Here is a 13,943-nt window from a genome sequence, read left to right as displayed (position 1 = left end):
AGCATTGCGGAGGCCGGCATTTCGATGCCGGCTTCCGCGAAGGAAGCCGGAGTTTCATCGGCGATTTCGCTTCAACGAACTACATTCATTTCACCAGCGCACCCGCACACCAAGGTTGGCTTCGCGCTGCTCGTAGTCGGTGCCGTCGAGTTGCTTGCCGACCGACAGTACGCCGAACAGGCTGACGCGCTGGTTCACTGTTGCCTCCACTCCAACCTCCAGCGTTGCGGACGTGCCCAGTTGATGATTCGGGAACGCTTGCGCGTCGCCCGTGGCGCCGGGGGTCATCAGGCTTACGCTGGTGTCGTTCTGCCCGATGATTCTTTGCACGGCGAATGTGGCCCAGGGCCGGATCAGCGCACCATTGCCGCGGGCGATCTCCTTCTCGATGCGTAGCCCGGCGCGTGCCGTGGTCACCAGATCGTCGTCGAAGCCGACCTCCTTTCCGGATTGGTCGATCTTGCTGCCCCAACCCACGGCGCTGACCGTCAGCTGCGCCTGCGGCTCGAGCGTCCAGTCGCCCTGGAGGCGATAGCGATGCCCCACGCGCGAACTCAGGCTCAGGCTGTTGCCGGGGATGTGTTCGCTGAAGCCATCCGAAGTGCGGATGCTTGCGCGCGGCAGGTGGCCGGTGAGCACGAAGTTGAGGTAACCACCGCTATCCCAGGTATGGCTCATGTACATGCCAGCGACCAGGGTGTCGATCTGCACGTGGGCGAGTCCCGAGCCGGGCAAATCGGTGGAATTGACGCCAGTCGTCCAGTAGTTGCCGTGCCGGTAGCCCAGATAGATGCCACCACGCAGCGTCCGCCCCGGACGATCGAAGGCGCTGTCGACGCCCACGTACAGACCCACGTCGTCGCCGGAGACCTCGAAGCCCGGATTGGCTCCCAGTTCCACTTCGCTTCCCGTAGCCGCCACCCAGACGCCGCGGCAGTCGTCGATCACTTCGGTACCGGCGTGCTGCACCGGCCATTCGGGTGTGATGCCGCACTGGGGCAGCTCGCGGCCACGGACGCCAGCCAGACGCTGATGGATCAGATTGTCGCTGTTCTGGACGGCCAGCAGCCCCAGGGTCGGCAACACGCCATAGCCGGGAACCTCAGGCAACACGCCGGCTTCGGCATTCAGGTACCAGTTGTTGTCCGCTTGCTGCCCGAAGCTCCACGGGTAGATGCTGCCTTCCAGACGGATGACATCCTCGGCCGCCTCGAAGCCGCCGGCCGTGGCGGCGTTGTCGTTCGGGCTGGAAATAACCAGGATCGAGGCGGTACCGCCCTGCGTGAAATCGCTGCCGTCGCCTGCAAACGCCACACGCGTGGTACCGGCCACGTCGCCACCGATGTCCAGTCCGCCCGCACTCAAGGTGCCTGGCGACACCGTCAGCCGCAACAGGCCTTCATTGCCGGTGTAATTGCCGCTGATCGCCAATCGGTTCATCCCGACATCGATCAGGCCGGCGTTCTCCACGCTACCGCCGATGGCGGCGCCAACGCGAGCCAGTAGCTGCGAGGTACCATCGATCGCCAGCACGCCGCCGCCCAGATCGAGCGCATTGGCCAGGTTCAGCGTACTGTTGTCCAGCAGCTCCACGCGTTCCCAGCTCGTCAGCACCGGCAGGGTTGCGCTTTCCAGTTCAAGGCCGCTGAAGCTGAGCAGGTCGCTGCCCAGACCGCCATCCAGCGAAGTGACGCCGCTGGGATCGCCGCCGATGAATGCCACCGTATCGTTGCCGTCGCCGAAGGCGAATGCGCCACGCACGGTGCCTTGCGAGGTGAAGCTGTCGTCGCCGTCGGTACCCGTGTAGCTGCCCTGCACATCGAGCGTGGCGCCGGCGGCGACCGTGGTGGTCTGGGCCATGACGCTGCCGCCCGCCGTCACGTTCAAGGTGCCGCCCAGCACGTTGACGGTGGTGAAGTCGGAACTGGCCGGGCCGTTGACGTTCAGCACGCCGCCGCTTGTCTTGCTCAGCGTTTCGAAGTCCTGCACCGCGCCCAGGTCGGCCTGGGTGGCGATATCGGCGTTGAACGTGTCGTTGCCCTCACCCGCTGCCACCGTGCCGATGATGTGGGTGTCGTCGTGGATGGTCAGGGTGTCGTCGCCGTCGCCCAGGTCGAACGTTCCCCCTAAGGTGTCGAGCGTACCGGCCACGTCCAGCACATCATTGCCATCGCCCAGGTCGCCGGTCGCCAGCAAGGTGCCGCCCTCGCCCACCGTCACGGTATTGACGCCGGCGCTGCCGGTGATCGTCACGGCGGTACCGCCGACGGCGTCCAGCCTGCCGTCGACATTGAGCACGGTGTCGTCGGCGAGCGCCAGGGTCGGCGTCTGCAACTGGCCAGCCACGGTCAAGGTGCCGCCGTTGAGAGTGGTGCCGCCGGTGAAGCTCTGGGCTCCGACCAGGGTCGCTTCGCCGGCGTTGTCCTTCTGCAGGTACTCGAAGTTGATCGTGTTGCTGGCGTCGAATGTGAACGCGTTGGCGGTGTCGAGCACGACCGTGTCGCCGCTGCCATGGCTTCCGCCACTGATGATGTTGGCCAGGACGGCGCCGTCCTGCAGCGTCAGCACGTCTTCGCCGCCGCACAGATCGATGGTGCCGGTGCCCGACACGGTGCCGGCCACGGTCATGGTGTCGTCGCTGTCGCCGCAGCCGTAGCTGCCGTCGACGTGCAAGGTTGCCCCGCTGGCGATGACCGAATCGAGCGGACCGCCGGCGATCGCCGCGACGCTGGCGTCTGGCCCAATGTTCAGGGTGCCGCCCAGCACGCTGACCTCCTGCAGGTCGGTCGTGCCCGGGCCGGTGATGTTGAGCACGCCGGAGCCGGTCTTGGTCACGCCCTCGAAGTTCACCAGCGCACCGAGCTCGGCGGTGAGGTTGATGTCGTAGACGCGCGTATCCAGGCCCGCGCCACCGTCGACGGTGCCCAGCACCACGGTGCCGTCGTGTACCACGAACGTGTCGTCGCCATCGCCCAGCGCAAACACCCCGCCACCGGTGTCGAGCGTGCCGGTCACATCCAGCACGTCCTCGCCTGCGCCCAGATCGCCCGTTGCCAGTGCCGTGCCGTTGATGATCACCGTATTGACGCCGTCGCTGCCGGTGATGACCGCAGCCGTACCCGTGCCTGCATCCAGCGCACCATCGACAGTCAGCGTCGTATCGTCGCTCATCGCGACGGACGGTGTGGTCAGGCCGCCATCGACTACCAACGCGCCGCCGGCGAGCGTGGTGCCGCCGCTGTAGCCCTGCGTTCCGGTCAGGGTCGCAGTGCCGGTGTTGGTCTTGCTCAGGAACTCGAAGTTGATGACCGCGCCGGCACCGAAGGTCAGATCCATGGCGTTGTTGAGCGCCACGGTATCGCCGCCGCTGTGGGCGCCGCCGTCCAGGGTGCCGGAGAAGCCGCTCAGGTCGGCACCGTCGTTGAGCGTCAACACGTCGTCGCCATCGTCGAAGAAGATCGTGCCGTCGCCGTTGATCGCACCGGCCACCGTCATCGTGTCGTCGCCCGCCGAACCACTGTAGCTGCCGTCGACATTCAGCGTGGCGCCACCGGCCACGGTACTGGTGACCACGCCACTGATGCTGCCGGCGACGCCGACGTCCAGCGTGCCGCCATCAACATTCACCGTGGTGAAATCCGACGGCGCCGGGCCGGCGACGATCAACGTGCCGGTGTTGGTCTTGCTCAGCGTCTCGAAGTTGGTGACGCCACCCAGGGTAGCGGTGCCGGCGATGTCGGCGGTCAAGGTGTCGGTACCGGCGCCGCCGTCGATGGCGTTGTCGAGTCCGCTCAGGTCGGCGCCGTCCTGCAGGATGAGGTTGTCATCGCCATCGAGCATGTCGATGATGCCCGAACCGCTGACGGTGCCGGCCACGGTAAAGTTGTCGGCACCGGCCGTGAACAGCATCGAGCCGTCCGCGATCAGGCTGGCGCCGCTGGCCACGGTCGCGTCCTGCACACCGTTCAGGCTGCCTGCCACGCCGATGTCGAGCGTGCCGCCATCCACATTGACGGTAGCGAATGCCGACATCGCCGGGCCGTCGACATGCAAGGTGCCGACATTGGTCTTGGTCAGCGTTTCGAAGTCGACGGCACCGCCCAGGACGGCGCTGCCGGCCAGATCGGCCACGAAGGTATCGGTCCCTGCACCACCGCTGACCGGTGTGGCCAGTCCGGACAGGTTCGCACCGTCCTGGAGGGTGAAGGTGTCGTTGCCGTCGCCCATGTCGAGCGTGCCGCCACCGGTCACGGTGCCGGCCACGGTCAGAGTGTCGTCGCCTGTGGTGAACAGCAGGTCGCCATCCAGGTTCAAGGTGGCGCCGCCGGCCACGATGGCATCCTGCACGCCGCCGAGTCCCGCGGCCGGACCGATATTCAGCGTGCCTTCCAGCACGTTCACCTCAACGAAATCCGACTGCCCGGGACCATTGACGTTGAGCACGCCGATGCCGGTCTTGGTCAGGATCTCGAAGTTGGTCAGAGCGCCCAGGTCGGCGCTGGTGTCGATGTCGGGATTGAAAGTATCCAGTCCCGCACCGCCATCCACCGTGCCCAGCACCACGGTGCCATCGTGGATGGTGAACGTGTCGCTGCCATCGCCCAGGGAGAAAACGCCGCCGCCGGTGTCCAGGATGCCCGCCACATCCAGCACATCGTCGCCGTCGCCCAGGTCGCCGCTGGCGATCAGCAGACCGCCCTGCCCCACGTTGACGGTGTTGACGCCGGTGCTGCCGGTGAGAACTGCAGCTGTGCCGCCACCGGCCTGCAGCAGGCCGTTGACGTCGAGCACGGTGCCGTCGCCCATGACGACCATCGGGGTATCGAGCGTACCGTCCACGGTGAGGGTGCCGCCGTTCAATTCGGCGCCACCGGTGAAGCCGTGCGCGCCGGTGAGGATCGCCTCGCCGATGTTGTCCTTCTGCAGCACCTCGAAGTTGGCGATGTCGCTGCCGTCCAGGGACAGGACTCCGGCATTGTTGAGCACCACCCGGTCATCGCCGGCGTCGCCGTCGACAGGATTGATCAAGCCCGCGATGTCGGCGCCGTCGTTGAGCGTCAGCGTGTCGTCGCCGCCGCACAGGTTGACGGTACCGCTGCCGCTCACGGTGCCGGACACGTTCAGGGTATCCGCCCCGTCGCCGCAGCCGAATGCGCCATCCACGTTCAGGGTCGCACCGTCGGCCACCAGGGTATCCAGCGACTCGCCTGCAGTCGCCACGATGCTCGCGCCAGCATGCACGTCCAGCGTGCCCTCCAGCACCTCCACTTGCTGCAGGTCGGTCGCCCCGGGCCCGGTGATGTTGAGCACACCGGTGCCGGTCTTGGTAACGCCCTCGAAGTTCAGCAGCGCGCCCAGGTCGGCGCTGGTGTTGATGGCGTAGGTACGGGTGTCGAAGCCGGCGCCACCATCCACCGTGCCTATCACCACCGTGCCGTCGTGCACGATGAAGTTGTCGTCGCCGTCGCCCAGCGCGAATACGCCGCCGCCGGTGTCGAGCGTGCCGGCGATGTCCAGCACATCATTGCCTTCGCCCAGGTCGCCATTGGCCAGCAGGGTGCCGCCGATGCCCACGCTGACGGTGTTGGCGCCGGCATCGCCGGTCACGGTGGCCGCGGTGCCGCCCCCGGCTTCCAGTGTGCCGTCCACGTTGAGCGTGGTGCCGCCGGCCAGGTCGACGGTGGGGGTTGCCAGCGCGCCATCCACATCCAGCGTGCCGGCGTTGATGGCGGTGCCGCCGGTGAAGTTCTGCGCACCGGTGAGCGTGGCGATGCCGGTGTTGTTCTTCTGCAGCAGTTCGAAATCCGCTGTGTTGCCCGCATCGAAAGTGAGTGCGCCTGCATTGTCGAGCACCAGCGTATCCCCGGTTCCCGAGCCGCCGCTGATGGCGTTGGCCAATACCGCGCCATCCTGCAGGGTCAGCGTATCGTCGCCGTCGCACAGATCGATGGTGCCGGTGCCCGATACGTTGCCGGCTACGGTCATGGTGTCGTTGCCGGCACCGCAGCCGTAGTTGCCGTCGACGTTGAGGGTCGCGCCGCTGGCCACGAAAGTGTCCAGGGTATTGCCGGGCGCCGGAATGACGCTGCCGCCAGCGGTCACGTCCAGGATCCCTTCGCGCACGTTGACCGTGGTGAAGTCCGAACTCAGCGGACCGTTGATGTTGAGCTCGCCGGTGCCGGTCTTGTCCAGGGTCTGGAAGCCCTGAACCGCGCCCAGGTCGGCGACGATCGCGATGTTGGTTTCAAGGGTGTTGTTACCCGCCCCCGCGTCCACGGTGCCGATGATGTTGGTGTTGTCGTGGATGACCAGGGTGTCGTCGCCATCGCCCAGCGCGAATACGCCGCCGCCGGTGTCGAGCGTCCCGGCGATGTCCAGCGCATCATTGCCTTCGCCCAGGTCGCCATTGGCCAACAAGGTGCCATCCGCCCCCACCGTGACCGTGTTGTCGCCGGTGCTGCCGGTGATTGCCACGGGGCTGCCAAGGCCTCCTTGCAGCGTACCGTCCACGTTGAGGGTGGTGTCGTCGGCCATGTCCACGGCACCCGTCTCCAGATCGCCGGCGACGGTGAGCGTGCCCGCGTTGAGGGCGGTACCGCCGCCGAAGCTCTGGCTGCCGGTCATGGTGGCCTCGCCTACGTTGTCCTTTTGCAGCAGTTCGAAGCCGGCGGTCTGGCTGCCGTTGAAGGTCAATGCGTTGGCGTTGTCCAGGATCAGGGTGTCGTTGCTGCCGGCGCCGGCAGCAACGCCGCCGCCTCCGATCACGGCGCCGTCGCGCAGGGTCAGGGTGTCGTCGCCATCGCCCAGGGCCAGCGTGCCGGCACCGGTGTCGAGAAGCCCGGCCAGGGTCACGGCATCATTGCCGTCGCCCAGGTCGCCATCGGCCAGCAGAGCGCCGCCGCTGCCAACGCTGATGGTCTGATCGCCCGCACTGCCGGTGAGGGTGGTCTGGGTTTCGCCGGCGCCCTGCACCAGGCCGTCCACGTTCAGCGTGGTGTCGTCGGCCATGGACAACGCGGGCGTGATCAGGGCGCCGTCCACGCTCAGGGTGCCGCCCTCGATCTGGCTGCCTGTATCGAAGTCGTGCTCGCCGGTGAGCGTCAGCTCGCCGCTGTTCCGCTTGGTCAGGATGTTGAAAGCGTCGATGTCGCTGCCGTCCAGGACGAAGCCGAGCGCGGTATCGATCACCAGGGTGTCGGTGCCGCCGCCGCCTGCGGCGTTGACGCCGGCTCCCAGCATCTGCGCACCGTCGTTGAGAATCAGGGTGTCGTCGCCGTCGCCCAGGGCCAGGGTACCGCTGCCGGTATCCAGGGTGCCGCTCAGGTCCACCGTATCGTTGCCGTCGCCCAGGTCGCCATTGGCCAGCAAGGTGCCGCCGGCATTGACGGTGACGGTCTGGTCGCCCGCATCGCCGGTGATGGCCGTCTGGGTGGGCCCGGCTGCCCGAACGGTGCCGTCTACGGTCAGGGCGGCATTGCCGGTCATGCCGATGGTGGGCGTCGTCAAACCACCGTCCACCTCAAGCGTTCCGGCGCTGATCGTGGTCGCGCCGACCTGGTTGGTCGTCGAGGTGAGCACACTGGTACCGGTGCCGATCTGTGCCAGGGTGCCCGGGCCGCTCAGGGTGCCGCTGAAGGTGAAGGTGTCGCTGCGGTTGAGGGAAAGCGTCGAAGTGGCCGAATCGATGATCACATTGCCGGCGCCGGCATTGCCGGTGGTGCCGCCGTTGCCGATCATCAGGTTGCCGTCGTTGATGACGGTGTTGCCGGTGTAGGTATTGTTGCCGGTGAGCACCCAGGTGCCGCTGTCGTTCTTGGCCAGGGTGGTGGCGCCGGTGCCGTTGTTGCCAATGGCGCCGCCCATCGTGTTGTCGCCGGTGTTGGTGCCGCCCAGCGCGATGGTACGGGCGGTGTTGGTGCCGGTCAGGGCCACCGCGCCGGTGTTGGTGAACTGCAGCGCGCCGCTGCCGGAGGACTCGATGAAGGTAACGCCGGTGGCCAGGGTGAACTGGCGGTCGGTGGTGTCGCCCGCGCCGGTATAGCGCAGCGTCGAGCCGTTGCCGATCACCAGGTTGGCGGCCGCATTGGACGAGGCGCCGATACTGCTGGCCATGCCGCCGTCGGCGAATTCGTTGACCTCGAGGATGCCGCCGCTGATGGTGGTGACGCCGGTGTAGCTGCTGGTGGCGCTGGTCAGGCGCCAGAGACCGGTGCCGGTCTTGGTCAGCGAGGTGGCGCCGCTGCCGTTGTCGTCCAGTTGCGCGGAGAAGATGTTGGTGCCGGCGTTGGGGCCGGTGAGCGTCAGCATGCGCGCGGTGTTGGTACCTGCCAACGTCACCGCGGCGGTGCTGCTGAAGTTGATTGCGCCAGTGCCCGAGGCGTCGATCGTCCCGCCATTGGTGCCCAGGGTGAATTGGCGGTCGGTGCTGCCGCCTGTGCCCGCATATCTCAGCGTGCCGCCGTTGAGGGTCAAGTTGGCAGGGGCGGAAGAGGAAGCGCCGATGGAGCTGTTGACGCCACCATTCCCCAGGCAGTTGACCTGCAGCACGCCGGCATTGATGGTGGTGGTGCCGCTGTAGCTGCTGTTGCAGCCACTGAGCGCTTGAAGCCCATTGCCGTTCTTGACCAGATTGCCGGTGCCGCCGATCGCACCGGCATAGGACTGGGTCGCGCCGTCGAGCAGCGTCAGCGTGGCGCTGCCCAGGCTGATGTTGCCGCCGTTGGCGCCGCCGCCAATCAGCGAGGTCACCACGGTATCGAAGCTGTCCAGATCCAGCAGCACGCCGGCGGTGTTGTTCAGGGTCATATGGCCCTGGGGACCGAAGGCATTGGTTGCCGCGGCGCGCAGCACGCCGCCTTCCACTTGGGTATTGCCGGTGTAGGTGTTGTTGCCCGACAGCACCAGAGTGCCGGCGTTGCGTTTGATCAAAGATCCTGCACCAATCGCGTTCCCTTCGAACTCCAGCGTGGTGCCGGCGTTGGTCACGTTGATGCCACCGCTTCCCAGCAACTGGAAACCGCGGTCGATGGAGACGCTGCCACCGGTGTAGGTCAACGACCCGGCGTTGAACACCAGGTTGGCGGAGGCAGCGCCGGACGCGCCGATGCCGCTGGCCAGGCCGCCGTCCTGAAGGCAGTCCGTGCTCAGGGTGGAACCCTCCAAAGTGGTGGCGCCGGTGTAGGTGTGGTTGCAGCCGTTGAAGGTCTGGATGCCGCCGTTGGTGCGCAGGATGCCGCCGGTCCCGCTGATGACACCGGAATAGTTGCCGTTGCCGCCGGCAATGCGCAGGGTGGCCGAGCCCAGGGTGACGTTGCCGCCATTGGCGCCGCCGCCGTTGAGGGGGCCGATGGTGTTGTCGAAGCCGTCCAGGTCCAATGTGACGCCGGCCGTGTCGGCCAGGGTCATGACGGCAGCGGTGCTGGGGGCACCGAAGGCCTGGGTGGAACCGGCGCGCAATGTACCGCCGTTGACGGTGTTGCCGCCGGTGTAGGTGTTGGTGCCGGACAGCACCAGGGTGCCGTCGCCCTCCTTGGTCAGCCTCCTGTTCCCTACCGCCTGCACCACTGTGCCGCTGACGGTCAGGGTGGTGCCCGCGTCGGCGACGTCGACGGTGCCGTGGTTGGTACCCAGGGTGAAGCCGCGGTCGGTGCTGGTGGTGGCGCCGGTGTACTGCAGGCCGCCGCCGTCCAGCACCAGGTTGGCGGAGGCGCTGCCGGACTGACCGATGGGACTGACCACGCCGCCGTTGGGCAGGGTGTTCACCGACAGCAGGCCGCCGGTGACGGTGGTGATGCCTACATAGTCGTTGTTGGGATTGGCCAGGGTCAGCGTGCCCGCGCCGCTCTTGGTGAAGTTGGCGTCGTCCGGGCTGGTAACCAGGCCGCTGAAGGTCAGGTTGGCATTGGCGTCGGTGACTTCGATGCCTGCGCCGAGGATGTCGCCGGATTTGAGGAAGGTGAAGCCGCGATCGCTGGTGTCGCCAGTGCCGGTGTAGCGCAGGGTGCCGCCTTCCATGACCAGGTTGGAGGAATCGGCGCTGGAGGCGCCGATGCTGCTGTTCACGCCGCCATCGGCGATATGGTCCACCGACAGGGTGCCCTGGGCGATCAGCGTGGATCCGGTATAGCTGTTGTTGGCATTGCCCAGGGTGACCAGGCCGGTGCCGGCCTTGATGAACCCGGTTGGGCCGCCGTTGTCGACGACTTGCGAGTCGATGGTGAAATTGCCGGTGCCGTTCTGCTGCACGCCCAGATCGCCGCCGATGCCGCCGGTGATCATGCCGCCGGTGATCAGCTGGTTGGTGCCCAACACAAAGGGCGCGACGATGATGGTGCCGTCCACGCCCAGGGTCTCGCCCGGCTCCACGGTCACGGTGGTGGACACCGGCTGGGTGTAGCGCAGGCCGCCCAGCTGCACGCTGCCGTTGACCGTGCCGAAGAAGCCGCTGACGTCGGTGATGAACTCGTTGTCCAGCCAGTTGGCGGCGTTGTCCTTGTCGGTGTAGTCCTCTTCGACAAACGCGAGGATGTTGCCGCTCACGACCTTGGCGTAGTCGGTGCCGTTGACCGTCGCCCAGCCACCGAGCGCGGTGTTGGTGGTGGTGATATTGCCGCTGCCCGGCAGGTTGAAATTCATCAGGCCGCCGGTGCGGGTGATCGCACCGAGATTGACGGTGATGCTGCCACCGGTGCCCGAACTGGCGTCGATGGTGTTGTTGCCGGCGGTGATGTTGAGGCCGTCGAAGGTCTGGCCGTTGGCCTCGCCCGCGGCGCCGATCACGTTGAGCGTGCCGCCGCCCATGCTGAGGGTGGAGCCGCTGCCGATGATGTTGCTAGTGGGGCCACCCGCCCCGCTGAAATCCAGGTTCAGGGTGCCGCCGCCAATGGTGGTATCGCCGGTATAGGTGCTGGCACCGGTCAGGGTCTGGGTGCTGCCGCCGAGCTTGGTGAGCCCGCCAATGCCAGTGATGCTGCCGGCATAGGTGGCGCTCACGCCCTCATCGGCCTCCAGGGTCAGGGTGGCGCTGCCCAGGTTCACCGTGCCACCGGTGCCGGTCAGCCTGACGATGGTTCGGTCGAAACTGCTCAGATCCAGGCTGCCGCCATTGACGACGAAGGTGTCCGAGGCGCCGAAGGCGTCGGCTGTCCCCGCGCGCAGCACGCCGCTGTCGACGATGGTCTGGCCGGTGTAGGTGTTGATGCCGGTCAGTATCCAGGTGCCGTCGCCGCCACTGCGCAGATTGCCGCCGCCTGAGATAACGCCGGTGATCGCATTGTTGGCACCGGTGAAGCTGCCGCCAAGGGTGGCGGTATTGCCGATGGCCACGTCCCCGCTCAGCGTCAGGGCGCCGCTGCCGTCATTGCTGAGGGTACCGTTGCTGAGCGACCAGTTGCGGTTGCTGCCGGCGCCCGTGCCGGTATAGCTCAAGGTGCCGTTTCCGCTGATGTTGGCGCCGGTCCCGGCGCCCAACGAACTGGCGATGCCGCTGTCGGCGATGGTGCCCGCCACTACCGTGCCCGCGCCGCTGACGTTGGCGCTACCGGTGAAGGTGCTGGCGTCCCCCAGGGTAAGGATGCGCCCGGCATCGGTGATGAAAGAAACAGGACGCGCGTTGTTGCTGCTGATCACACCCAGCAGTTCAAGATCTGCGCTTTGTGCATAGAACTGGGGGCCGTTGCCCGAAGCACCTCCCAGCGAGATATTGCCGGTCAGGGTCAAGGTGCCGGTACCGCCGTTGCGGAGCTGCGGCCGGACGCCGCCCGGGCCCGAACCGGGGTTGATGACCCAGTTGCGGTTCGAGGTATCGCCATCGCCGATGTAGATGAGGGTATGGTTGGTCTGGCTTGAATTCTGGAAGGTGATGGTGCCGTTGGCGACCGTGGTGGGCGCCCCCAGTGAGCTCGCCTCGCCCAAGTTGCCGATCGAAGTGAAGGTGGCAGTGCCGCTCCCGATGAACGCCGTCGAGCCCGTGTAGTCGTTGGCGTCGTTGCTCATGGCAACCGAACCAGAGGCGCTGATGCCGCCGGCACCGGTGAAGAAGGCGCTGCCAACACCGCCGCCGCTGATGCCAACAGCGCCCGGGCCGATCAGATTGACCGTCCGGTTGCTGGAGAGCGCGCCGGTGGCGGCCAAGCCAGTGCCTGCCTGCATGTTGAGCACGTTGCCGATATCGCCAAGGGCGGCGTCCCCGACAACACCGACGCTGCCGCTGTTGACGTTGATGTCGCCGGCGAAAGTGTTGGCGGCGTCCAGGTTAAGGCGGCCGCCATTGATGACGATCCCGCCGTTGAAACTGTTGCTGGCGGTCAGGGTCAGGGTGCCGGTGCCTGCCTTGTTCAGCCCGCTGGTGCTGTTGATCACCGAGTTGATGGTTTGGGTGACGGCGCCGTTGCCGGTGTGGATGGTCGGGTCCACACCGTCCAGGATCAGGGTGCCGCCATTGAGGATGTAGCCGTTGGTGACGAAGGTCAGGTTGTGGACGGTGATCGAACCGTCCAAGGTCACGGTGCCGGCGGTACCGCCGAAGAACGCATCGTCCAGGGCGCCATTGTTCCAGGCGCTGTAGGGGCCGCTGACGCCGTCGTTATTGGGACTCCAGAAGGCGGAACCGGCGTTCCAGGTACCGCTGCCGCCCAGGCCGATGGCGGTGTTGTTGGGGTCCCACCAGCGGTCTGCCGCCTGCGCCGGTGCGCACAACGCCACCAACGCCATGAGGATGCCCAGGCGCAATGGCCAAGGCTGGCTCGGCGGCGAATCTTCAAGCGCGCCCTGAACCTGCGCCATGTCGACCATGGCAGCCCTGTGATCGACGGTCCTGCCGTTCTTGCCGCCGGGAGAAGCCAACTCCGAAGCGACTACCCAGGCGCGCAGGGCCTTGGACCAGAGAATGCGGAAAATGCGGTTCATCAGCTTGCTCCTGGATGACATCCGTGTAGCGGACGCGACAATCGATGGGGCGGCGCAGCGCCGCGGGAACTTGCGAAACGATCAACAGCAGGCGGTGCGGTTCAGGACCGCACAACGCGTCAGCAAGAGGAAAAACGGCGACCGCCGCAAGCGGCGCCAGTGCGGAATCGGCACATGCGCCTGGCGTTGCGGGAAAAGGCAGGCGAGTTGTTGGAACGATGCCCGCACGCGGGCTTCCGACTCACCGCCATCGCAGGATGGCAAACAAGAGCCGCATCGTGCGTAAGACCGCCGCATCTGGTGCGATAGGAAATCTTCCCCTGCACTGCTTTCATCACCATGCCCCCCAAAAGAACCGGCCGATGCAGCGGCTCAGCTTCTACACCGTTCCGCTTGAACATTCAAATCCGACCTGCCGCGCATGAACGAATGCTAGATGGAACCCGCGATTGCCGATATTGGGAAAAGTCTTACGGCCCGGGCCCTGCGGCCCGATGCGAACCCCTCCCTCCCCTGCCATGCCTGCTCATGCCACAGAATCAAGCTCATCGGCAGCGGCATACGCTTCGGCAAGATTGAGCACCTGAATAAGGCCATGGCGCGCGCCGCGGAACTGGCGCGCGAAACTGCCCGCACCGGTGCGCGCGCATTCGATTGCGGACACCACATCGGAGATGAGCTCTTCGGCCATGCGCTCTTCGCCGATCTGCCGGCAACCTATCGATATGCGATGCGCCAGCCGCAGGACCACGAACCACTGCCCGCGAGCGGCGGCCTGTTCGATCGCCTCGATGTCCTTGCTGACCGACAGGTGAAAGACCCGCAGGATCGACCTCATCTTGCGGCCGTCACCTCCCAGCAGTGCCGCAAGAACGGGATACGGCGGCGTTTGTTCGCGTCCCATTTTCATATTCGTGCCAGGAATCACTACGGGAAACCATCGTAGGGCCAGGCCTGAAGAAACGATATTGGGAAAAGTCCTAGCGGGTAGCGGACGCTAGGACTTCTCCCCAGCAAAGAAGGGAACGCACCTCCCG

Annotated in this window: 2 protein-coding genes; both read right to left on the bottom strand. The window is 66.3% G+C overall.

All coding sequences use genetic code 11. The features are described from left to right. Positions 1-90: 90 nt before the first annotated feature. A complete protein-coding gene (locus CRO39_RS03505; protein WP_162125679.1) occupies positions 91-12,906 on the bottom strand; it encodes an autotransporter-associated beta strand repeat-containing protein in 12,816 nt (4,271 codons plus the stop codon). Between the two features lie 526 nt (positions 12,907-13,432). After that, positions 13,433-13,810, bottom strand: coding sequence for an Hpt domain-containing protein (locus tag CRO39_RS03500; protein ID WP_097120455.1), 378 nt, complete (start codon positions 13,808-13,810; stop codon positions 13,433-13,435). Positions 13,811-13,943: the final 133 nt, after the last annotated feature.

Source organism: Pseudoxanthomonas wuyuanensis, assembly GCF_900215535.1.
In the GTDB taxonomy this organism is placed as follows: Bacteria; Pseudomonadota; Gammaproteobacteria; order Xanthomonadales; family Xanthomonadaceae; genus Pseudoxanthomonas_A; species Pseudoxanthomonas_A wuyuanensis.
The sequence above is the reverse complement of the archived record's forward strand: the minus strand, read 5'-3'. Positions and strand labels throughout refer to the sequence as shown.

Excerpts from the sequence above, each read along its gene's own strand:
- CRO39_RS03500 (WP_097120455.1), bottom strand. The coding sequence starts at position 13,810 with ATGGGACGCGAACAAACGCCGCCGTATCCCGTTCTTGCGGCACTGCTG.
- CRO39_RS03505 (WP_162125679.1), bottom strand. The coding sequence starts at position 12,906 with ATGAACCGCATTTTCCGCATTCTCTGGTCCAAGGCCCTGCGCGCCTGG.